Below are 20,467 nucleotides of genomic sequence, written 5' to 3' on the forward strand. Positions count from 1 at the left end.
AGCGACCCGCGATCACCTGAGGACGATCGAGTGGGGGCCGAGGGGCGCCAGTTCGCCGATGACCGGCGCGCCCGGCACCTCTCCGGCGACCAGCAGCCCGCCGGAGGTCTGCGCGTCGGCCAGCAGCAGCCGCGTATCGGCGTCCGTGTCCCCGAAGTCGGTGTACGGCGCCACCCATTCCAGGTTGCGCCGGGTGCCGCCGCTGACATACCCGTCCCGGACCGCCTCCCGGGCGCCCTCCAGGTAGGGCACTGCGGCCGTGTCGATCACCGCCGTCACGCCGGACGCGCGAGCCAGTTTGTGCAGATGGCCGAGGAGGCCGAAGCCGGTGATGTCGGTGGCGCAGGTCGCCCCGGCGGCCAGCGCCGCGGCGGAGGCCCCGCGGTTCAGGGCCGTCATCGTGGCGATCGCCTGCTCGAACCGCTCACCGGTGGCCTTGTGCCGGTTGTTGAGCACGCCCAGACCCAGTGGCTTGGTCAGCGACAGCGGCAGACCGGCCCGTCCGGTGTCGTTGCGCAGCAGCCGCGCCGGATCGGCGACGCCGGTGACGGCCATGCCGTACTTGGGCTCGGGGTCGTCGACGCTGTGACCGCCGCCGACGTGGCAGCCCGCCTCGGTGGCCACGTCGAGTCCGCCGCGCAGCACCTCGCGGGCCAGGGCGAACGGCAGCCGGTCGCGGGGCCAGGCGAGTAGGTTGACGGCGACGAGCGGCCGCCCGCCCATCGCGTACACGTCGGACAGCGCGTTGGCTGCGGCGATGCGCCCCCAGTCGTAGGGGTCGTCGACGACAGGCGTGAAGAAGTCCGCGGTGGACACCACGGCCGTGCCCTCCTGCCCGGGCAGCGTGACGACGGCCGCGTCGTCGCCGGTGGCGAGGCCGACCAGCAACGAGCTGCCGGCCACGGTGAGCGAGGGAGCCGTCAGACCGCCGACGACCTCCTCCAGCTCTCCCGGCGGGATCTTGCACGCGCACCCGCCACCGTGCGCGAACTGGGTCAGTCGTACGGCCTCTTGGCGGGTCGTCGGTGTCACATCGGTCTCCTGGGGAACTAGCCTTGCGGTCGGTGGAGGCGTGTGGGTGCCTGGTGGCCCTCCCGGTCTTCAAAACCGAGGTGCCCGAGGATCTCGGGCAGGCGGGTTCGATTCCCGTCCGCCTCCGCTCCCCGGCCCGTGCCTGCAACGCCGCCTCTGGTCGTCCACGCGCTCCGTGTACCCGCGCGCGTCCAGATGCTCCAGCAGCGGTACGGCGACCCGGCGGGTGGTGTCCAGCGCCTTGCGGGCCTCGCTCAGCGTGAACGGCTGCGGCAGCCGGGCCAGCAGGGCGGCGGCCTGCGCATCGGCCCCCGGCAGCAGCACGATCCCGTCGGCGACCCGCAGCAGTGCTCCGGCGGCCTCCGCGGCGGCCACCGCCTTGCGGTCGAGCCGCAGCCCGGCGAGCCGGTCGGCGTCAGGAGCACGGAAGGGCGTCCTCGCCAGATCCCCGCGCACGGCGTCCACGGCCGCCTCGACGGCGGGCGGCAGGGACGGACGCAGGCTTTCGACCCCGTACAACCGGCCCTGCCGAAGGGGGAGTTCAGGGGTGGCCGCGGCGAGTGCGTCGACCAGGGACCGGTCGGGCAGGCCCAGCAGGCGGCGGGCGGCCTCCGTCGGCAGGCCGGGGTCCAGGGCGTGCTCCTTGGCGTGCCGCTCCACCTCGTCGACCAGGCGCTCGCCCAGCCGCGACCAGTGGGCGGGGTCGGCCAGCCAGTCCCCGGCGACGGGTGCGGACGGCGCCGCAACGCCCATCGCGAGCAGCTCCGAGCGCCGGATCAGCCCGCGCCGCCGTAGCTCCGCCGCCCCGTCCGGAGTTCCGGTCATGGTGGTGAGCTCCGCCGCCCGGGCTCGCCCGGCGCCGCGCCGGGCGAGCCGGGGCGGACGGACGTCGAGCACCGTCGCGGCGCAGGGCACCCGCCCGCCTCCCGGCTCGCGCAGCACCGCGCGGTCGCCGACCCGCAGCGGCAGCTCCCGGCTCAGGGTCAGCCGGGCCGTGTCCTCCCCCAGCGGGCGGACGATCACCGGCACGGCGGCGGTGCCGATGTGCAGGGTGGCGGTCCGGGGCAGGTCGGCCGCGGGTTCCCCGACGATCCGGACGTCCACGAGCCCGGTGCGCAGCCAGCGCTCGGGCGTCAGCAGGACGGTTCCCCGCCGGAGGGCATCGGCGCTGGTCCCGTGCACGTTGACGGCCACGCGCGCCACACCGCTGACGGCGTCCACGTCCTCGTGCAGCGACTGCAGGCCGCGCACTCGCAGGGCGGTCGTCCCGTCCCCGGTCACCAGCCGGTCCCCGACGCGCAGGGTGCCGGAGCCGAGCGTGCCGGTGACCACGGTGCCGTGCCCGCGCACGGTGAAGGCCCGGTCCAGCCACAGCCGTACGTCGGCGTCGGCGGGCGGGACGGGCAGGGAGACCGCCAACTTCCTGAGCTCGGCGCGCAGTTCGTCGAGACCGGCACCGGTCACCGAGCTGACCGCGACGGCGGGCACGGCACCGAGCGAGGTGGCGGCGGCCCGCTCGACGGCGTCCGCCAGGACGGGACCGGGGTCCGCCAGATCGCTGCGGGTCACCGCGAGGACGGCGTGCCGCACACCGAGCGCGTCGAGGATCGCCAGGTGCTCCTCGGACTGGGGCTGCCAGCCCTGGTCGGCTGCGACGGCGAAGAGCACCGCCGGCACGGGCCCGACCCCGGCGAGCATGGTCGCCACGAACTTCTCGTGACCGGGCACGTCCACGAAGGCGAGGTCCTCGCCGTCCGCGCCGAGCCGCGTCCACACGAAGCCGAGGTCGAGGGTGAGCCCCCGGCGCCGCTCCTCCTCGAAGCGGTCCGGTTCCATGCCGGTCAGCGCCCGGACCAGGGCCGACTTGCCGTGGTCGACGTGCCCGGCGGTGGCCAGCACCCGCATGACGTCCGCCTCCTAGCTCTTCGCGGCGGCGCGCACCGCGCCGCCCAGCCGTTCGTCGTCCTCCGGCGGCACGGCCCGCAGATCGAGCAGGCAGCGCCCGGCCTCCAGCCGGCCGACGACCGGGACCCGACCGGTGCGCAGGGCGGCCGCGAGACGCTCCGGCAGGGACAGCGCGGCGCTCGGCAGCGTCACGCCGGGCGCACCGCCGCCGCCGACGGTCGCGGCACTGTCGACGACGCGCACGTCGATCCCGTCCGCGCCGAGGGAGGCGGCGATCCGGTCGGCCCGGGCACGCAGGGCGCCGGCGCCGACGGTCAGGCCCGTGGCGGTCGGGGTGGGTGGACCGGCGAGGGTGGCCTCCAGTGCGGCCAGCGTCAGCTTGTCCACGCGCAGGGCGCGGGCGAGGGGGTGCCGGGCCAGGACGCGGACAAGATTTTCGTCGCCCAGCAGGAGCCCGCACTGCGGCCCGCCCAGCAGCTTGTCGCCGCTCGCCGTGACCAGGGAGGCGCCCGCGCGCAGTTGGGTCTCGGCGTCCGGCTCGTCCGGGAGCAGCGGATGGGGCGCGAGCAGCCCGGAGCCGATGTCGACGACGACCGGGACGTCCAGCCGGGCCAGTTCGGCGATGTCCGCGGCACGGGTGAAGCCGGTGATGAGGAAGTTGGACGGGTGCACCTTCAGCACGAAGCCCGTGTCCGGTCCGACGGCCGCGGCGTAGTCGTCGACGGTCGTGCGGTTGGTGGTGCCGACCTCGCGCAGCCGCGCGCCCGTGGAGACCAGCAGATCCGGCAGCCGGAAACCGTCCCCGATCTCCACCATCTCCCCGCGGCTGACGACGATCTCCTTGCCGGCCGCGAGCGCGGTCGCCGCCAGGACCAGTGCGGCGGCGCCGTTGTTGACGACGTGCACGGCCCCCGCGGGCGGCACCCGGTCGCGCAGGGCCCGTAGCGCCGTACGCCCGCGACGGGCCCGTACGCCTGTGTCCAGGTCGAACTCCACATCGGTCGGGCCCGCGGCCTCGGCCACCGCCCGGCGGGCCGCGTCCGACAGCGGGGCCCGGCCGAGATTGGTGTGCAGCAGGACTCCGGTGGCGTTGATCACCGCGCGCAGCCCGCACGCGGAATCCGGCAGCAGGGCGACCGCCTCGGCGGCCACGTCCTGCGGCGCGAGCCGGCCGGCACGCGCGTGCTGCTGCGCCTCCCGCACCGCCGCCTTGACGACGGGCGCTCCGAGCCGGCGCGTGGCCTCGGCCAGCCGGGGGTCGCGGAGCAGGACGTCGGTGCGCGGGATCAGCCGTCGAACGTCGACGTCCCGCCGGGCGGACGGCGACGGGGAGCCCGAGGCTTCTCCGGGACGCGTGCCACCCGTCGTCGACCTGCTCCGTGGCTCCATACGGCTCCCGTCTCTTCCGCCGGCCTCCGGCTGCCCGAGGACGTTCATCGTCTCCCAGTGCCCCCAACCGATCGACCGACACGCTGGAGCGGACGGGTGCCCTCACCACGCATCTCTTTGCTCGAACAAAGAAGCTTCGCCCGAGGCCGGACGGGTACCCCTGAAGCCTGTATCCGGCCACCGCCCGAGAAGCCGACCGCTCTACGGCGTCGGGACGGGGTACTCGCGTGGAAGGCACGGCCCATGGGCGCAGACATGATGCTCTCGCACACGTTCGAGCACGGCGTGCTCGTCATCGACGTGCACCGTGATCCAGGTGCCCAACGGCACGCGGCGCTCGCGACGGAGATCGCAGACCTGGTCCGCGCGCACCGTCCGGTGCCCGCCGTCATCGTCCTCGACGAGCGGGCCACCGGGCCTGCGGCCGTCTGCGCGGTGCTGAGCGCCCACCGCATGTGCAACCGCCTCGGCGTTCTGATGTCCGTGGCAACCCACAGTGCCCCCGCGCGGCGGCAGTTGGAGGCGTGCGCCGACGCCGGCGGAACCCGGCTGGTCGTCCACGCGCGCACCGACGTCGCCCTCGCGGTGGCGTTCACCGCGGCCGCGTGATCCCCGTTCGGCGCGGCGAGCGGCGAACTCGGCACGGTAGAAAGGAAACATGGCGAAGAGCGACAACCTCGTGGGCGCGGTGGACGACGTCGATGCGGTCACCCGGGCGGTACTGACCGCCTCCCGTCTGCTGATGGCGGTCTCCGCCCGCTCGCTCGCCGAGGTCGAGGAGCGGGTGACACTCCCGCAGTTCCGCATGCTGGTCGTGCTGTCCCTCCGCGGTGCCACCAAGCTGGTCACCTTGGCCGAACTGCTGGAAGTGGCACCGTCGACGGCGATGCGGATGGTGGACCGGCTGATCGCGGCCGGGCTCGCCCACCGCCAGACCAACCCCGGCAACCGCCGGGAGACCCTGCTGGAGCTAACCGACGAAGGACGGCGCACCGTCGCGGACGTCACGAGCAGGCGCCGTACCGAGATCGCGTCGATCGTCGCGCGGCTGGACCCGACGCAGCGGCTCGCGCTGATCGAGGCCCTCAACGCCTTCAACACGGCCGGAGGAGAGCCCGCGGCCCCCGACGAGGACCCCGTTGCGCACCCACGCGGCTGGATCGTCAACGGGACGACTGAGCGCCACATCTGAACTCGCCGGCCTGATCGCTCCTCGGGCCCGGTCCGGCGGCGGAGCCGCTTGTGTCCCGACGACTTCGACTACGAATGCGGGGGTCGGTGGTCGTTGTGCCAGGCGACCGCGCGCCGGATCTCCGGAGCGTGCAGCCCGGTCCGGCAGGCGAGCTGCTCCAGGGGGAGGGCGGAGGGGCCGTGGGTCAGCACACGGTCGATCTTCGCGGCCCACAGCTCCTCCTCGACGTAGGGGCGCTTGAGATAGCGCTCCCGGAGCGTCTCGAGATGGGCCTCACTGCACGCGGTGAGGCGGCGCAGACCGTCCGACCAGTGGCGGTCGGGGTCTGCGGCGGAGGAGTCGGGGACGCGGCAGGTGGCCGCCTCCTGCTCCGGGAAGACCTGGCCACAGAGGTCGCAGAGCTCCAGGGGGAGGGCTGGCCTGGGCTTCGCGGTCTTCTTGCGCTTCCACATACCGACTCCCGTCGATGATGGCAGGAAAGCGGATCCGGCGCCCTATTTGGCCTGTACACAAAGGTTCTTCCCCGATTCTCCTGGGACGACTCATGAGCGGGGGACGAAAGCCGCGACGGGGACGACGACTGCGGCGCGCATGGTGTCTTCGACGCCGAGGCGCACCATGCAGCATGTGCGCTCGATACGGCAGCGCATGCGCGCTCAATAAGGCAGCGCCGAACCCCCGTTGAGGCGGGCCGCGCACTCCAGCAGCAGGGCGTGGACGAAGGCCTGGGGGGTGTTGCCGCGCAGCTGGCGCTGACGTACGTCGTACTCCTCCGCGAACAGCCCGGGCGGCCCGCATGCCGCCCGGGTCCGTTCGAACCAGCGGAAGGCGCCGACGCGGTCACCGAGCCGGTGCGTGGCCAGCGCCATGGCGAACCCGCACAACAGGAAGGCGCCCTCGGCCTCGCCGAGCGGCCCGTCCGGATGGTCGAAGCGGTACAGGTAGCCGTCCTGCGCCAGTTTCTCCTCGATGAAGGCGCGGGTGGCCGGGCTGCTCGGATCGGCGGCGGTGGGGCAGCCGCGGGCCATGGTCACCAGCAGCGCGGCCTCGGGGCCGTCGTCGTCGGCGGCCCGGCGCCATTGCCCGTCAGGGTGCAGGCACCGACGGCGCGTCTCGGCGAGGATCGTCTCGGCGAGGTCGGCGCAGCGACGGCCGTCCGGACCGGGGAACACCGCGCCGATCCGTTGCAGTCCGCCCACCACGCACAGCCGGGAATGCGTCCACCACCGGTTCTCCAGCTCCCACAGGCCCGCGTCGTCGCGCTGCCAGTTGCGTTCCACCGCGTCCACGGCGACCATCGCGGCGCGTGCCGCGTCCTTGGTGAGGCAGTCGTGATGGGCCGCGGCGGTGAAGAGCTGGAGCGCCTCGCCGAAGGTGTCGAGCTGAAACTGGCGCCCCGCGTGGTTGCCGACCCGGTCGCTGCCGCCGGGGTAGCCGGGCAGGTCCAGGGCGCGCTCGTCGGGCACGGGGTCGCCGGTGACGGTGTAGGCGGGCCGGGTCCTGTCGCCGTCGGCGAGGATCCGCTCGGCGGTGAACCGCACGGCGCTGTCCAGGAGTTGGTGCGGTCCGTGCGCGGCGACCGCCAGCCCGGCGTAGCACTGGTCACGCAGCCAGGCGAAGCGGTAGTCGTAGTTGCGCCCGGCGTTCGCCCGCTCCGGCAGCGAGGTCGTGGCGGCGGCCACCATGCCGCCCGTGGAGCTGGTCAGTCCCCGCAGCACGGCGTACGCGTGGCGGGCGTCGCGGGGTGCGACCAGGCCGGAGCAGTCCGGCACCGCGTCACCCCAGGCCTGTTCGGTCGCCCGCCACGACTCCTCCGCGTCGAGCCGGGAGTTGTTCCGTGCGGTCGTGACCTCCAGCACGAGATCGTGCTCCTCGCCCTCGCGCAGCCGGAACTCGCCGCGCAGCCCCTCGTCCGGGTCCCACCTCGACTCGGGCGCGCCCGTGAGCCGGAGGCGCAGGCCCTCGGCCTCGGCGGTCCACACCCCGTCCTCCATTCGGGCCTCGCGCACACGGTGCGCGCCGAAGCCGGGGCGCGGGTCCAGACGCATCCGCAGGCGCGCCTCGCCCTTGCGCACCCGCATCCGGCGCAGCAGCACCAGGCGGTCAGGCGAGGTGGGCATGGCGAGCGCGTCGCGGCACTCGATCACGCAGTCCGCGGTCACCCACCGGCTGACCCAGATGAGGGTGCCCTCTTCGTAGGCGCCGCCCCACACGTGCCAAGGGTCGGTGGGCTCCACCGCGAAGTATCCGTCGCCGCCGACGAGTGAGGAGAACAGCGCCTCGCTGTGCCACCGCGGCGCGCACAACCAGACGATCCTGCCCTTGGGATCCACCAGGGCTCCGCGCTCGCCGTCGGCCAGGACGGCGTAGTCGCGCAGCGCCCAGGGCGGGCAGGTCCCGTTCGATGCCTCCGGCGTCATCTCGGTTCTGTCCTCCATGTGCCACGGACTTCCCACGATCAACCGGTGGAAACAGGGGCGCGAGTCGGATCGGAACACCTCGCCGGCGTCACCGCCCGCCGCGTCACCCGAATTTCAGCGCGTGCCGGCCACAATCTCCGCCATCAAGACTGCCGGGCCGGCCGAGCAACAGGTTGACCGCGCCGAGCGTCTGGTGACGCACCCGTAGGGGCAGGGTATGGGCGGCCTGGAAGCCGTGGTCGCAGGCGTAGGGGGCGACCCGGGGTCGTCGATGGGCGCCGTCGCCGAGCTCCGGCGCGTCGATGCGCTCACCCTTGCGGTCGCAGTCCACACAAGGGCCTTCGTCGGTCTGGAGCTAAGCGTCGCAGCAGAGCGGCGCGGTCGTCGGTGACGGCCATCAGACCAGTTCTCCGCGCGCGCCGACGACCATGACGCCAACCGCGTCGGCCGGCCCCGACGAGAGCCTCGGCGAGCCGCTGTTCCCGGTTCATCACCGGTTGTCCTCTCGTCCGTCGTCACCGGCGGCCCGTCGGCCTGAGTCGGCGCGGCCGCCGTCCCGCTCGGACGCGAACCGGAGCCTGCGGGCGAGGACGTCCCGGGCCACCTCGGTTACCGTCCGGCCCTGGACGAAAGCCCGCGCTCGCATCCGGTCCAGGGCCTGTTCGGGGGCCAGGCTCAACTGCACCATCACCATGCCGACCGCTTGGTAGACCTCACCGTGGCCGGCTTCGGAAGCCTCCATCCACGACGCTACGCCTTCCTCCCCGGCCTGTTCGGCCGCGTCGGACCCGGCATGCAGGTCGACGAGGGCGAAGGTGACGGCGTCCCGTGCCCACAGCGCGATCCGCAGATCGCGCTCCGACAGCCCGCCGGGCGTGCGGCGGTAGAGGTCGAGGGTGCCGACCGCAGCACCGCCCACTCCGAGCGGCACCGAGAAAACCGCCCGCACGCCCAGCGCGACGGCGTCGTGGGCGAACACGGGCCAGCGGCCGGAGTCCGGGGCCTCGGTGAGGTCGGCGGCCAGCACGGCCGCGGCCTGCCGGAGCGCGGACTGGCGGGGGCCCTCCCCAAGCGTGTACTGCGCTTCCGACAGTCGCGCCGCGGTCGGATCGCTGGCACACCAGGTGGCCTGTACGGTCGCGCCGCCGGAGATCGACACGGAGGCGCCGCTGACGGGCAGCAGTGCCACGCAGGCGCGGCACAGCGCCTTGGGCACGTCTGGGGGATCGAGGCCCTTTGCCGCGGCCGCCAAGGTCTGGGAGACGCGCAGCCGGTCCTCCGGCTCGGACGGCTCGCCGCCGCCGGACGGGTACTCAGGGACGTCAGGCCGCACCGTGAGTCCCCCCGCCACTTCCGGCACCGTCGGCGGAGAAGATCCACCTGGCTCCCCGACCGGTTGTCGGGGAAGTCCTCACGGTGTTCGGGTGTCGCGACGTCGACCGTCCCGACGCGGTCGCGTGATTGTTGCGGGCGCCTGGCACGAGAAGCTCCTCACGTGCGCCGATGACCGAATACCTGTCGTTGGCATGTGATCCGGCCGTGGCCCGACGCCTTGTCCCGACGGGGACACGTCATCGCGTGGCACGGACGGGTCAGGGCTCGCCCCTGACGATGTTCCACTCGGCGCTCGTGTGTGCCGCGGGCGAGGCGCTGAGGTCCTCGACGGGGGCGACACAGGTGCGGATGCCCTTCTCGTGGAGATGGCGGGACTTCGCCCAGCCGGTCTCCGAGACGAGCAGGGCTCGCTTCTTCATGGTGCGCGGGGTCATGGCGCTTCAACTTCTCTCTACCGCAAAAGCAGTCAGCCGCACCGGGCTGAGGTGCGCCGCATCGAACGGCGCCAGGGTCTTGTTGTCGTGCCGACCGGGTTCCCGTACCCCTGAACGCAAAACGGTGTCATGAATCCACCCCGGCCGTGTCACGCGCGCCGTGGGCCGGTCCCTGCCGGGCCGACGATTCGAGGTGCCCGGCCAGCCGCTGCGCCTGCAGCAGCAGGGCGCCGTAGGCCGAGGCATCCTGGGGCTCGGCCCGCACGGTGGCCGGCATCTGCTCGTGGAGACCGTCCACTGTGGCACGCAGCTTCTCGGCGGCCTGGTTCAGAGCGTCCTGGTCCTCCGCGCCGAAGCCGCTGTCCGCGTAGAGCCGCATCAGCTCCGCCGCCCGGGTCAGGAAGTCGGCGTACGCGCGGATCAGGGGCAGCCCGGACCACCGTTCCTGCCGGTCCTCGGTGGCCGCCTCGAGCAGGGTGCGGGTGAGTTCCGTGGTGTGCACGGCGGCGTACTCCAGCACCACCATCACTTCTCCGTCGTCCTTGCCCGGGAGCGACTGGGCGAGGGTGCGGCCGCGCACGTTGCCCCAGAGGCTTTCCCTGCTCCAGCCGACGGCCGACCGGCACTCCTCGACCAGGTGCTTGAGATGCAGGGCCCGCTGGTGCCAGCCGTTCGCCTCGTCCTCGCCCCACTGCCCGTCGACCAGGGACCGGGCCGGTGCCTCGAGGATGCCGGCCATCTCCTGGGCGGCTTCGCTCAGTGAGTTCCGGGCGTTCCGCAGGTAGACGGGCGGGCGGATCAGCGCGTTGACTCCGATGCCGACCACCGCTCCGAAGGCGGCCTCGGCGATCCGGAACCCGGACGCCGTCAGGCTGACCTGTGTGTCGGTGAGGACGAAGAGGGCGCCGGTGGCCGTGTAGATCCCCTGCCGGCCGAGGCGTGACCACGAGCTGAGGAGCACGACCAGGGGAAGGACGAGGCCCATGGCGCCGATCCTGTTGTGCATCAGCAGGATCAGGCCGGTGGCCATGATGGTCCCGGCCGCGATCGCCGCCAGCTGCTGCAGCGCATGGGCGACGGACTGGTAGACGGTCGACTCGACGAGCAGGATCGCCACCCAGGGCGCCATGTAGGCCATGGGGGCCTGGAGCCACCAGCCGACCACCGCCCAGGACAGCCAGGCCGCAAGGGCGGCCTTCAGCGCCTGCGCGGCGAGGTCGCGTTCCCTGCCAGGTCCTTGCCACGCACGCTGGACGGCCCGTGCCGCCCCCGACAACCTCGTGGCCGCGGCCCGATTCGCGTCCGACGTCCATGTCACTACGATTCCCGCCCCGCAATCTCCGCTCCGTGCAAAGGGGCCGGGTTCCCCGGGCCGAGGGGCCAAAAGCAAAGGAAAATCAGCCGCAGGAGGTGTCTCACCGGGAGGGGCACCGCCGCCGGGCTCCAGCCCCGTACAAGACCATTGACGCTAGGTGAAGTCGATTTCCTTCGCTTCGACGATACGGGCGCCCATGTTGCGTTCCATCATTTCCAGGGCGGCGGACCCGAGACGGGGGTGGATCGAGGCGACGGCGTCCTTGGGGACCGTGACGTCGAGGTGGCGGATGTGCGCGTCCAGGGCGGAGTAGAGAACGCACTGCTCGGTCACCTGACCACTGAGCACCACGTGATCGACGCCCAGGCGCCACAGGAGATAGGACATCGGCGTCTCGTAGAAGACGGAGTGCCGGGCCTTGAGCACGAAGAGCGACTCGTCGTCCGGCCGCAGCGGCTGGACGAGGCCGCCGTGCGGCGTGGCCAGCGCCTGGTCCACGATCTCCCCCTGGTGGGAGCGCCACGACCCGAAGTTGTCGTTCGCGTAGATGATCGGCACCTCCGCGTTGCGGGCCCGGTCGATCAGGTCGGCCACGACGGGCACCACGCGCTCGGCGGAGGGCACGAGGAGCTCGGCGTCCTCGTGATCGTAGGTGTTGATCATGTCGATCACGATGAGTGCGTGCACCGTGCCTCCAGCGGAGCGTTGCGGTGGTCCTGAGAACGCGAGAGGGCGCGTTGGCGAGTACCCGGCTCAGAAGCGAAGCTAACGGTGAGGGGTGAGGGGCGCGTCGTCCCTGTGCTTTCATCCGGACTCCCTGGGAACTCGGCGACTCCGGAAGGTGAAGCCCACCTCAGTGCGCCAGGAGGCGTTGTGAGCCACAACCAGGCCACGACGGATGTCGCACCGGAGCCGGTCGACACCCTGCTGCTGGACGTCGTCCGGGACTGCGGTGCGTCCCGCGGCCTGCTCTACGTCCTGCCGAAGGACGGTGACGCCCTGTGGCTGGTGGCGCTGACCGGTACGCCCCGCGAGATGGCCGTTCCCTGGACCAGGGTGGGGCTGGCCGACGCGGTCCCGGTGGCGGACGCCGTACGGGCCGGGCGCCTGGTCTGGGTCGGCGACATGGAGGAGATGGCCCGCCGCTATCCGCGTACGTCCCTGGTGCTGCCGTACGCCTTCGGGCTGGCGGCCTCCCCTCTGACAGCCCGGAACTCGGTCGTCGGTGGTCTCGTCCTGCTGTGGCCGGCCGCGCACCCGGCGCGCCTGAGTGGTGCTGAGCAAGCGGTCATCGACGCAGGCTGCCGGCGGCTGGGCCGGCTGCTGCACGATACGGGTGCCCGCGACAGTCTGCGCCCGCCTGGCACACCGCGAATCCTGCCCCACCCGTCGCGGGCCCGTGCCGTGCCGGCCGCGGGAGGCGAGGCCACGGCGTTCATCGCCCGGCTGCCGGGAGGGGCGTGCGCCCTCGACGACGCCGGCCGGTTCACCTTCGTCACGCCCGAAGCGGCACAGCTGCTCGGAGCCGACGCGGACGCCCTGCTGGGCGCACTGCCCTGGGAGGCACTGCCATGGATGGACGTCGCCGAGATCGAGGACCATTACCGGGCGGCTGTGGTGAGCGAGCGGCCCACCACCTTCAGGGCGGTGCGCCCACCGGACACACCTCTGGCCTTCGCCCTGTACCCGGACGCGTCCGGCATGAGCGTGCGGATCACCCGCGGCGACCCGCGTGACGAACTGTCGCCGGGCTCCGCAATCTCCTCCGCCGGCATCGCCGGGCCGGTCGGCCCCGCCGCCGGCGGGCCGAGCCGGGCCGGGTTCCTCTACCACCTGATGCACCTGGCCGCGACGCTCACCGAGGCCGTCGGCGTGCAGGACGTGGTGGACCAGGCCGCCGACCAGCTCATGCCGGCCCTCGGCGCGACGGCCATGGCCGTCAACGCACCGCGCGAGGGCAGGCTGCGCATCCTCGGCCACCGCGGTTACGACGCCGAGCTCATGGAACGCTTCGACAACCTCCCGCTCACGACCGACACCCCTGTCGTGCGCGTGATGGAGAGCGGCAGCCCCCAGTTCTTCGCGGGCTTCGACGAACTCCGGCAGTCCTATCCCGGCGCCGTCCGGCTGGACGACAAGGTGTCCTGGGCATTCCTGCCGCTGATCGCCTCCGGCCGGGCCGTAGGATCGCTCGTCCTCGCCTACGACCGCGCCCAGCACTTCGCGCCCCCCGAACGCGCGGCTCTCATGGCGCTGGCCGGCCTCGTCGGCCAGGCCCTCGAACGAGGGCGCCTCTACGACACCCAGTTCGCCGTGGCCCACCAGCTCCAGGCCGCCCTGCTGCCCCGGCATCTGCCCTCCCTGCCAGGGCTGCGGGTCACCGCCCGCTATCAGCCGGCCGGGCACGGGGTGGAGGTGGGCGGCGACTTCTACGACCTCATCCGCCTGACCGACAGCACCGTCGCCGCCGCGATCGGCGACGTCCAGGGACACGACATCGACGCGGCGGCACTCATGGGCCAGGTCCGCACCGCCGTGCACGGTCACGCCGCCGCCGGAGCCTCCCCGGGTGACGTCCTGGGCAGGACGAACCGGCTGCTCGTCGACCTCGACGCGGGCCGGTTCGCCAGCTGCCTCTACGTCCATCTGGACCTCGCCCGCCAGGCGGCCTGTCTGTCGAGTGCCGGACATCCCCCCGCCGTCCTGCGGCACGCCGACGGCCGCACCGACGTGCTGCGCGCACCTCCTGGACTGCTTCTCGGCATCGAGAGCGAGGCCGACTACGCGGCCGTCGAGTTCCCGCTGCACCCCGGCTGCGTCCTCGTGCTCTACACGGACGGACTCGTCGAACGTCCCGGCGTCGACCTCGACGACGCCGTCGCCGCGCTCGCCGAGCTGGTCGCCCGCACCGACCCCGCGGACCCGGACGCCCTGGCCGACACCCTGATCCGTCACGCCTCCGACTGCGCCGACGACCTGGCTCTGCTGATCCTCCACGTCACGGCGTCGGACGGGTCCGGCACATGAAGGTTCACATGAGGGCACCGGGCCCGAGACCCGGACCCGGCAAAGGGAGCGTCCGCGCCTCGGCGTTCAGATGTCCCGCTGCTCCAGCGGCCGTACGGCGGGCCCCTGCAGAATGCTGCCGTCCGGCGCGAACCGGGAGCCGTGGCACGGGCACTCCCACGCCTGTTCGGCACGGTTGAACGCCACCAGGCAGCCGAGGTGGGTGCAGCAGGCCGAGACCGCGTGGAGCGAGCCGCTCTCGTCCCGGTGGACGGCGCACTGCCGCGCGCCCACCCGCACCACGGCGCCGTCGCCGGGGGCGATGTCCTGAGGCGAGGTGGGTCCCGTCACGGACGCCAGGCGGTCGCCGACGAAGTGCCGGGCCACCTTGGCCTGGTTCTTCAGGAACGTCGTCCCCTCCCGGACCACCGTGCCCAGGCGGCGCGGATCGTAGAGCCCGGCCCACTCGACCTCGCGGCCGTTGACGAGATCACTGATCAGACGGCCCGCCATGATGCCGCCACTGAGTCCCCAGCCGCCGAACCCCGTGGCCACGTACGTGTGCCGGCTGCCGGCGCGCATCGGTCCGACGAGGGGCACGGAGTCGGTGGAGTCGTTGTCCTGGGTGGCCCAGCGGTGGGTCATCTTGAACCCCTGGAACCGGTCGGCGGCCCAGCCGGACAGCCGGGCGAAGTGCTTCTCCACGTCCGCGGTCCCGGGGGTGATGTGCTCGCCGGTGACGACGAGCAGACGCTTGCCGTCCCGGAACGGCGCGCTGCGCACCGAGCGGGTGGACTGCTCCGGCGTGATGTACATGCCGCGCGGCGCGAGCTCCTCGTCGATGGTCCCGGCCACGACCAGCTCGCGGCGCGGGGAGAGCCGGGTGAAGAGAAGGGCCCGGTCGAAGATGGGGTAGTGCGTGGCGACGACCACCTCGTCGGCGCGCACCGTCACGCCCGCGTCGGTCTTCAGTACACAGGGCTCGCCCTCGGAGAGGCCGACGACGCGCGTGCCCTCGTACACGGCACCGCCACGGCGGCGCAGATCCTCCGCGAGAGCCAGCAGATACTTGCACGGATGGAACTGGGCCTGGTCCGTCACCCGGACCGCGCCGGCGATCGGGAAGGGCAGCTCCGACTCCGTGACGAAATCGGCCGGCAGGCCCGCGTCGCGCGCCGCCTCCGCCTCCGCGCGCAGTTGTCCCACGCGCCGGCGGTCCTCGGCATAGGTGAAGGCGGCCGCCTCCTCCCACTCACACTCGATGCCGAGCTCTTCGACGATCTCGGCGGCGTGCTCGATCGCCGCCGTCTGCGAGCGGGCGTAGAGCCGCGCCCCCTCGGGGCCGCGGGTGCGGCGCAGGTGGTCGTAGACCAGCGTGTGCTGAGCGCTGAGCTTGGCCGTGGTGTGTCCGGTGACTCCGGCGGCGATCCGGCCCGCCTCGAGCACGGCCACCTCACGCCCCTGCCGGACCAGCTCCCAAGCCGTGCTCAGCCCCGCGATCCCGCCGCCGATGACGGCGACGTCGACGGTGACGTCCCCGGACGGCCGCGGTGCGGGCTCGCCCTGCGGCGCGGTCTCGAGCCAGTACGATCCCTGGATCCTCGTCTCAGCGTTCATGGGCGCCGAGTGCCCGACTCGCGGCGATGCACGCGGAGCTACGCCAGAAGCCGCAGCAGGGCCTCTTCGATCGGACCTTGCGTCGCCGGTCCGCCGAGGCTGGAGCCCGCGCCCAGACGGCCCAGGGCCGGCGCGATGGTCCGGCCCTCCTCGAAGAGTTCGATGACCCTGGGATTGATGTACGAGGACCGGCAGACCGCCGGCGTGTTCCCCAGACAGCGGGCCACCTCGCGGACGGTGCGGGTCTCGGCGCGCTTACGGGCGGTGCGGGACTCCGCTGTGACGGGCTCCGCCACGGCGAGCGCCACGGCCGCGAGGACGGTGGCATGCCAGGTGCGGAAGTCCTTGGCGGTCAGATGGATGCCGGTGCGCTCGTGGAGGTAGGCGCTGAGGTCGTCCGCGTGCACGTCGTGCCAGGCACGGGCCCGCCAGTACACGAAGAGGCGTTCGCCGTCGCCGGCGCGGCGCAGCAGTGCCCGCAGCGCCCCGCACACGGTGAACTCCCGGACCTCTCCGCCGAGTTCACAGCCATGAAGTGACGCGGTCTCCGGAACTGCTCAGCCGGCACAGCAGCCGGAACGCCTGGAGCAGGGTGAAAGGCCACAGCGCGGCGAAGCCCCATATGACGGCCGGGTCCGAGGTGCGGATCCCCATGACGGCGAGGAGGAGCGAGGCGCACGTGAGGATCACCACCGTCAGCACCAGCCGGCGCCGCGGACGTGGGGGGCGCGTCCGGCCCATTTGCCGGGCGAGGCGTCTGTCGCCACTGAGTTCGGCCTCGATGTGCCGCAGGGCAAGCCTCTCGTGCCGTGACAGCACGATGTCGTTGGGTTCGTTACGGTCGTTCACGATCAGCACCTCATTCCACCGGGCCCGCGACACCGGACGACATCGCCCGCCTCGCCTTGTACGGCGCGGGGGGCCCACAGCGCCCGGTGATGTCATATCGAGTTCCCCGGAACGGCCGTGCGACGCCTGCCGCCTGCCACATTCCGGCCGGACGGCCCGCCGTTGCGAACGAGCAGTCTTCGGGTCGGCTTCCCGGGTACTCGGAGCGCGCACGAGCAAGGGAGCCGGTACGTCCGGCGCGGCCGGCCCCCGACGAAGGAGCCGACGAGGAGGCACCGATGAGCACGGTCAAGGAAGCGGTGGACGTCGAGATTCCGCTGCGGATGGCGTACAACCAGTGGACTCAGTTCGAGCAGTTCCCGAACTTCATGGAGGGTGTCGACGAGGTCAGGCAGCTCGACGACCGTCACAACCACTGGACCACCAGCATCGGTGGCGTGCGGCGCGAGTTCGACACGGAGATCGTGGACCAGCTGCCGAACGACCGGATCACCTGGCGGTCAGTCGGCGGCGACACGCGACAGAGCGGATCGGTCCGGTTCGAGCGACTGGACGACACGCGCACCCGCGTGGAACTCACGATGGAGGTCGAGACCAGCGGCCTCGCCGAGAAGAGCGCGGACGCGCTGGGTCTGATCGACCGGCGGGTGAAGGGGGACATGCGCCGATTCAAGGACTACGTAGAGGGCGAGGGCGGCGACACCGCCGGCTGGCGCGGCCGCATCCGCCCGGAGGACCCCGGCACGACCCTCTGACAGAGGTCACACGCCGGCGAGCAGACCGTCCAGTGGCGCGGGTACCCGGTCGGCGTCGAGCGCCTCGACGAGGACGCGGCCGTAGTGGATCTTGCGGCCCTTCTTCGTGCCGAGGAAACGCCTCAACTGCTGGTGCGCGGTGCGGCCTTGCTGGGCCGGCTGGCGCAGGAAGGTCTGCAGGGCACGTTCGTCGCCTTCTGCCCGGACGAGTTCCTTCACCCGCGTCACGCCCAGCGCGCGGATCAGCTCGTCCTCCAGGTCCGCCGCACAGACGTAGAACCCCTGGCGCGCCGCGTTCTCCCCATCGAGGGCGCGGGCGTAGTAGGGACGCTCCCGTTCGTCGCACAGTCCCGTGAGGCGGAGGCGGAGGCCGAGGCCGGTCGGTCCGAGGAGGCGGACGAAACGTCCGACGCTCATGGCACCGCCCATCGGCAGGACGCACACCCCTTCGTCCGCCAGGTCCCGGCCGCGCTGCGCGGCCAGCGCGTCGACCGCCGCGACATCGCTGGGGCCTTCCAGCAGTACGGCCGCCCGGACCGGAAGCTGCGCGGCCAGGACGCGCGCGGGGTCGCCGGATCCACCGGCCGCCCAGGAGATGACCGCCTCCCGGAACGACCCCATGTCAGACATGCGACGAGTCTCCACTCCCGGCCCGTCTGCACGCCAGACATTTTCCGCTGCCCGCTGCGCGACGCCGCACCCCACCGGGCGGCTGAATCCGCAGGCCGGGCGGCGTGTCCGGGCGGGTGGGGCGGTCGGCTCGGCGGAGGCTGGTCGGGATTGTCGTCGTCGAGGAGGAACCGTGAAGCGTCGAGTCGTCGCCGTCCTGGCCGCTGCCGTCGCCGGTCTGATGCTGTGCGCCGCACCGGCCGTGCCCCACGACGGCCGTGGCGACGTCGAGAGCAGCGACTGGAACTTCCCGCTCACCAACATCGGCCTGCTGTAACCGAGGACTGGAAGCCGAACGGCCCCAGAGCCGGAGCCCAACCACCACCCAACAGCCGGGCGGCGACGACGAGTTCGTCACCGTCCGGCTGTTGGGCCGTCAGCGCGTCCGCGTCTCAGTACGTCCGCTCAAGGATCTCCCGCACCTGCGCCTCGTCCGGAATACGCGGCGCGTTCTTGGTCACCGCGTCCGCGACCGCGCCCGCCGCGATGGAGGTGAGCATCGCGCGGTCGGCGCCCAGGTCGCGCAGCGGGCGCTTGATGTCCAGGGCGGCCGAGGTCTCCCGTACGGCGGCCACGGTGGCGCGGGACCAGTCGCCGTCGGCGGGCGGGTCGAGGCGCATGGCCCGGCCGGCCTGCTCGTACGCGTCCTGGGCCGCAGGTGCGCTGAACTCCATCACCTCTTCCAGTACGGCGGCCAGGGCGACTCCGTGCGGAGTGCCGGTGTGCGCCGTGAGGGCGTGACCGACGCCGTGGACGAGGCCGAGGCCGGAGAGGGTGAGGGCCTGCCCGGCCAGATGCGCGCCCATCATGAGCTCGGCACGGGCGTCGAGGTCCGAGCCTTCCCGGTACGCGCGCGGCAGCGCACGGCTCACCAATGTCACGGCCTGCGTGGCGTAGCCGACGGAGAAGGGATTCGCACCGCGCGAGGCGAGCGACTCGATGCCGTGCACCAGTGCGTCGATGCCGGTCGCGGCCGTGGCAGGAGCGGGTAGTCCGAGGGTCAACTCCGGGTCCAACAGGGCCACTTGCGGCCGCACCGAGGGGTGCCCGAGGTAGACCTTGCGGTGGGCCTCGGCGTCCTCGATGACTCCGAAGCCGTTGGTCTCGGCGCCGGTTCCGGAGGTCGTGGGGATCGCGACGAGCGGCAGCCCGTCCGCCGCGTCCCACAGGTGGTCGGCGTCGGCGGCCACCGCGTCGGGGTTGCCGACGAGCAGGGAGATGCCCTTCGCCGCGTCCAGCACCGAACCGCCGCCGAGCGCGACGACCGCGGCCGGACCGAACGCGCGGGCCCGTGCCGCGCCCGCGTCGACGTTGCCGGTGGACGGGTTGGGAGCCACCTCGTCGTACACCGTGTACTCGATGCCCGCGGCGTCCAGGGTCTTCAGGACGCGTTCGGCGACACCCGCCGCGCGCAGTCCGCGGTCGGTGACGACGAAGGCCCGCGCGTGCCCGGTGGCCGCGATCAGTACGGGGAGCTGGTCGATACGGCCGGGGCCGAACTCGACGCGGCAGATGCCGTCGATGCTCAAGGGAGAGAGGGGGTTCATGGGTGCGGCTCCTGAGAAGTTGGGCGTCAGACCGTGAGCGCCGCGTCGTCCAGCGCCGCGGCCGGGTTGGGCAGCCGGAACTCCCGTCCGGCGAGGGACTCGTAGAGCCGGACCGGGCTCATCTCGCCTGACAGCTCGCCGTGTTGGGCCTTGGAGCGGCGGTAGATCTGCTCGACCAGGGCGGAGAGCTCCGTGGCGACGCCCAGGTCGCGGCCGAGGTCGACGGCCAGGCCCAAGTCCTTGCAGGCGAGCGCCATGGCGAACGAGTCGTCGTAGTCGCCGTCGGCGAGCACGCACAGGATGTCGTTCTCCAGGAAGTGGGAGGCGGCCGGGCTGGCCAGCAGCGAACTGCGCAGCACCCCCAGGTCGACGCCCGCCTTCACGCCCATGGCCAGTACCTCCGCGGACGCGACCAGGTGGCTGAACCAGAGCAGGTTGATCATGAGCTTGACGGTGTAGCCCGCGCCGAGCGGCCCGACATGCAGGATCCGGTCCGGATCGCCCATCGCCTCGAAGACGGGCAGGGCGATGCGGAAGTCGTCGTCGGCTCCGCCGACGAATATCTGCAGCATGCCGGCGTCGGCACCCCGGGCCATGCCGCTGACCGGCGCGTCGAGACGGCGCACACCGCGGGCGTCCAGCACCTCGGCAGCCACACGGTCGGCCGCGGCCGGGGTGGACGTCGACATGTCGATCCACAGGGCGCCCTGTGGCAGCGCCCCGGCCGCCCCGCCCCGCAGCAGGACGTCCTCGACGACACGCGGGTTGGGCAGCATCGTGATCAGCAACTCCGCGTTCCTGGCGCACTCGGCGGGTGAGTCCGCCCAGTGGGCGCCGAGCGCGAGATGTTCAACGCCGGCCTCGGGCCGGGTGTCGTACACGGTGACCAGGTGTCCCGCGTGGATCAGGTGGCGGGCCATGTGACGTCCCATGTTGCCCAGGCCGATGAAACCGATCCTCATCAAAGTCCTCGCTGCGGTTCGGGGTGGAATTCTGGGTGGA

Annotated in this window: 20 protein-coding genes, 1 tRNA gene and 1 pseudogene; 6 read left to right on the plus strand and 16 right to left on the minus strand. The window is 72.6% G+C overall.

The window, feature by feature from the left end; all coding sequences use genetic code 11:
* Window positions 1–12 precede the first annotated feature (12 nt).
* Complete coding sequence (gene selD / locus ACGFYN_RS42050; RefSeq protein ID WP_393871295.1) at window positions 13–1,032, minus strand: selenide, water dikinase SelD; 1,020 nt, start codon at window positions 1,030–1,032, stop codon at window positions 13–15.
* Between the two features lie 34 nt (window positions 1,033–1,066).
* On the opposite strand from selD, the gene ACGFYN_RS42055 reads away from it, so the two are divergent.
* Window positions 1,067–1,159 (plus strand) — tRNA-Sec (locus ACGFYN_RS42055).
* Window positions 1,160–1,242: 83 nt separating this feature from the next.
* Here the strand turns inward: ACGFYN_RS42055 and ACGFYN_RS42060 are convergent.
* Both ACGFYN_RS42060 and selA read right to left on the minus strand, forming a co-directional pair.
* Window positions 1,243–2,937, minus strand: a pseudogene (locus ACGFYN_RS42060) (GTP-binding protein); the annotation flags it as partial.
* A gap of 12 nt (window positions 2,938–2,949) precedes the next feature.
* Window positions 2,950–4,326 (minus strand): L-seryl-tRNA(Sec) selenium transferase, encoded by a 1,377-nt coding sequence (selA, locus tag ACGFYN_RS42065; RefSeq protein ID WP_393871296.1) that lies wholly within the window; start codon window positions 4,324–4,326, stop codon window positions 2,950–2,952.
* Between the two features lie 243 nt (window positions 4,327–4,569).
* On the opposite strand from selA, the gene ACGFYN_RS42070 reads away from it, so the two are divergent.
* A complete protein-coding gene (locus ACGFYN_RS42070) occupies window positions 4,570–4,935 on the plus strand; it encodes a hypothetical protein (protein ID WP_393871297.1) in 366 nt (121 codons plus the stop codon).
* A 49-nt stretch (window positions 4,936–4,984) separates the two neighbouring features.
* Window positions 4,985–5,518 (plus strand): MarR family winged helix-turn-helix transcriptional regulator, encoded by a 534-nt coding sequence (locus tag ACGFYN_RS42075; protein ID WP_393871298.1) that lies wholly within the window; start codon window positions 4,985–4,987, stop codon window positions 5,516–5,518.
* 68 nt (window positions 5,519–5,586) lie between these two features.
* Here the strand turns inward: ACGFYN_RS42075 and ACGFYN_RS42080 are convergent, their stop codons facing one another.
* From ACGFYN_RS42080 to ACGFYN_RS42110, 7 genes are all read right to left on the minus strand, one after another.
* Window positions 5,587–5,970 carry a hypothetical protein gene (locus ACGFYN_RS42080; RefSeq protein WP_393871299.1) on the minus strand — a complete coding sequence of 128 codons (384 nt, stop codon included), beginning with the start codon at window positions 5,968–5,970 and terminating at the stop codon, window positions 5,587–5,589.
* 204 nt (window positions 5,971–6,174) lie between these two features.
* The gene (locus tag ACGFYN_RS42085; protein ID WP_393871300.1) at window positions 6,175–7,956 is read right to left on the minus strand and encodes a glycoside hydrolase family 15 protein; all 1,782 of its coding nucleotides are present in this window, start codon (window positions 7,954–7,956) and stop codon (window positions 6,175–6,177) included.
* An 85-nt stretch (window positions 7,957–8,041) separates the two neighbouring features.
* Window positions 8,042–8,269, minus strand: coding sequence for a hypothetical protein (locus tag ACGFYN_RS42090; RefSeq protein WP_393871301.1), 228 nt, complete (start codon window positions 8,267–8,269; stop codon window positions 8,042–8,044).
* Between the two features lie 159 nt (window positions 8,270–8,428).
* Entirely contained in the window at window positions 8,429–9,271 is an 843-nt protein-coding gene (locus ACGFYN_RS42095) for a GAF and ANTAR domain-containing protein (protein WP_393871302.1), read from the minus strand.
* Window positions 9,272–9,530: 259 nt separating this feature from the next.
* Window positions 9,531–9,707, minus strand: coding sequence for a hypothetical protein (locus tag ACGFYN_RS42100; RefSeq protein WP_393871303.1), 177 nt, complete (start codon window positions 9,705–9,707; stop codon window positions 9,531–9,533).
* A 127-nt stretch (window positions 9,708–9,834) separates the two neighbouring features.
* Entirely contained in the window at window positions 9,835–11,025 is a 1,191-nt protein-coding gene (locus ACGFYN_RS42105; protein ID WP_393871304.1) for an aromatic acid exporter family protein, read from the minus strand.
* A 150-nt stretch (window positions 11,026–11,175) separates the two neighbouring features.
* Window positions 11,176–11,709: a cysteine hydrolase family protein gene (locus tag ACGFYN_RS42110; RefSeq protein ID WP_393871305.1), complete on the minus strand. Its 534-nt coding sequence runs from the start codon at window positions 11,707–11,709 to the stop codon at window positions 11,176–11,178.
* 186 nt (window positions 11,710–11,895) lie between these two features.
* Between ACGFYN_RS42110 and ACGFYN_RS42115 the strand changes: the two genes are divergently transcribed.
* Entirely contained in the window at window positions 11,896–14,049 is a 2,154-nt protein-coding gene (locus tag ACGFYN_RS42115) for a SpoIIE family protein phosphatase (RefSeq protein ID WP_393871306.1), read from the plus strand.
* Window positions 14,050–14,115: 66 nt separating this feature from the next.
* Here the strand turns inward: ACGFYN_RS42115 and ACGFYN_RS42120 are convergent, their stop codons facing one another.
* The 3 genes from ACGFYN_RS42120 to ACGFYN_RS42130 are packed head-to-tail and all read right to left on the minus strand — an operon-like array spanning window position 14,116 to window position 16,494.
* Window positions 14,116–15,645 carry an FAD-dependent oxidoreductase gene (locus tag ACGFYN_RS42120; RefSeq protein WP_393871307.1) on the minus strand — a complete coding sequence of 510 codons (1,530 nt, stop codon included), beginning with the start codon at window positions 15,643–15,645 and terminating at the stop codon, window positions 14,116–14,118.
* A gap of 38 nt (window positions 15,646–15,683) precedes the next feature.
* The gene (locus tag ACGFYN_RS42125) at window positions 15,684–16,139 is read right to left on the minus strand and encodes a hypothetical protein (protein ID WP_393871308.1); all 456 of its coding nucleotides are present in this window, start codon (window positions 16,137–16,139) and stop codon (window positions 15,684–15,686) included.
* Between the two features lie 28 nt (window positions 16,140–16,167).
* The gene (locus ACGFYN_RS42130; RefSeq protein WP_393871309.1) at window positions 16,168–16,494 is read right to left on the minus strand and encodes a DUF3040 domain-containing protein; all 327 of its coding nucleotides are present in this window, start codon (window positions 16,492–16,494) and stop codon (window positions 16,168–16,170) included.
* Window positions 16,495–16,772: 278 nt separating this feature from the next.
* Here ACGFYN_RS42130 and ACGFYN_RS42135 point away from each other — a divergent pair, with 278 nt between their 5' ends.
* The gene (locus ACGFYN_RS42135; RefSeq protein ID WP_393871310.1) at window positions 16,773–17,249 is read left to right on the plus strand and encodes an SRPBCC family protein; all 477 of its coding nucleotides are present in this window, start codon (window positions 16,773–16,775) and stop codon (window positions 17,247–17,249) included.
* Between the two features lie 6 nt (window positions 17,250–17,255).
* Here the strand turns inward: ACGFYN_RS42135 and ACGFYN_RS42140 are convergent, their stop codons facing one another.
* The gene (locus ACGFYN_RS42140; RefSeq protein ID WP_393871311.1) at window positions 17,256–17,879 is read right to left on the minus strand and encodes a TOPRIM nucleotidyl transferase/hydrolase domain-containing protein; all 624 of its coding nucleotides are present in this window, start codon (window positions 17,877–17,879) and stop codon (window positions 17,256–17,258) included.
* 172 nt (window positions 17,880–18,051) lie between these two features.
* Between ACGFYN_RS42140 and ACGFYN_RS42145 the strand changes: the two genes are divergently transcribed.
* Complete coding sequence (locus tag ACGFYN_RS42145; protein ID WP_393871312.1) at window positions 18,052–18,195, plus strand: hypothetical protein; 144 nt, start codon at window positions 18,052–18,054, stop codon at window positions 18,193–18,195.
* A gap of 115 nt (window positions 18,196–18,310) precedes the next feature.
* On the opposite strand, the gene ACGFYN_RS42150 is transcribed toward ACGFYN_RS42145, so the two are convergent.
* Window positions 18,311–19,465, minus strand: coding sequence for an iron-containing alcohol dehydrogenase family protein (locus ACGFYN_RS42150; protein WP_393871313.1), 1,155 nt, complete (start codon window positions 19,463–19,465; stop codon window positions 18,311–18,313).
* A 26-nt stretch (window positions 19,466–19,491) separates the two neighbouring features.
* The gene (locus tag ACGFYN_RS42155; protein ID WP_393871314.1) at window positions 19,492–20,427 is read right to left on the minus strand and encodes an NAD(P)-dependent oxidoreductase; all 936 of its coding nucleotides are present in this window, start codon (window positions 20,425–20,427) and stop codon (window positions 19,492–19,494) included.
* Window positions 20,428–20,467: the final 40 nt, after the last annotated feature.

Origin of the sequence: Streptomyces sp. NPDC048419, assembly GCF_043200415.1 — a bacterium.
GTDB lineage: Bacteria > Actinomycetota > Actinomycetes > Streptomycetales > Streptomycetaceae > Streptomyces.

Bases quoted from the DNA above. Each gene is read 5' to 3' on its own strand.
- ACGFYN_RS42120 (WP_393871307.1), bottom strand. From the start codon at position 15,645: ATGAACGCTGAGACGAGGATCCAGGGATCGTACTGGCTCGAGACCGCG.
- ACGFYN_RS42135 (WP_393871310.1), top strand. From the start codon at position 16,773: ATGAGCACGGTCAAGGAAGCGGTGGACGTCGAGATTCCGCTGCGGATG.
- ACGFYN_RS42080 (WP_393871299.1), bottom strand. From the start codon at position 5,970: ATGTGGAAGCGCAAGAAGACCGCGAAGCCCAGGCCAGCCCTCCCCCTG.
- ACGFYN_RS42150 (WP_393871313.1), bottom strand. From the start codon at position 19,465: ATGAACCCCCTCTCTCCCTTGAGCATCGACGGCATCTGCCGCGTCGAG.
- ACGFYN_RS42155 (WP_393871314.1), bottom strand. From the start codon at position 20,427: ATGAGGATCGGTTTCATCGGCCTGGGCAACATGGGACGTCACATGGCC.
- ACGFYN_RS42075 (WP_393871298.1), top strand. From the start codon at position 4,985: ATGGCGAAGAGCGACAACCTCGTGGGCGCGGTGGACGACGTCGATGCG.
- selA (WP_393871296.1), bottom strand. From the start codon at position 4,326: ATGGAGCCACGGAGCAGGTCGACGACGGGTGGCACGCGTCCCGGAGAA.
- ACGFYN_RS42100 (WP_393871303.1), bottom strand. From the start codon at position 9,707: ATGACCCCGCGCACCATGAAGAAGCGAGCCCTGCTCGTCTCGGAGACC.
- ACGFYN_RS42070 (WP_393871297.1), top strand. From the start codon at position 4,570: ATGGGCGCAGACATGATGCTCTCGCACACGTTCGAGCACGGCGTGCTC.
- ACGFYN_RS42140 (WP_393871311.1), bottom strand. From the start codon at position 17,879: ATGTCTGACATGGGGTCGTTCCGGGAGGCGGTCATCTCCTGGGCGGCC.
- ACGFYN_RS42085 (WP_393871300.1), bottom strand. From the start codon at position 7,956: ATGGAGGACAGAACCGAGATGACGCCGGAGGCATCGAACGGGACCTGC.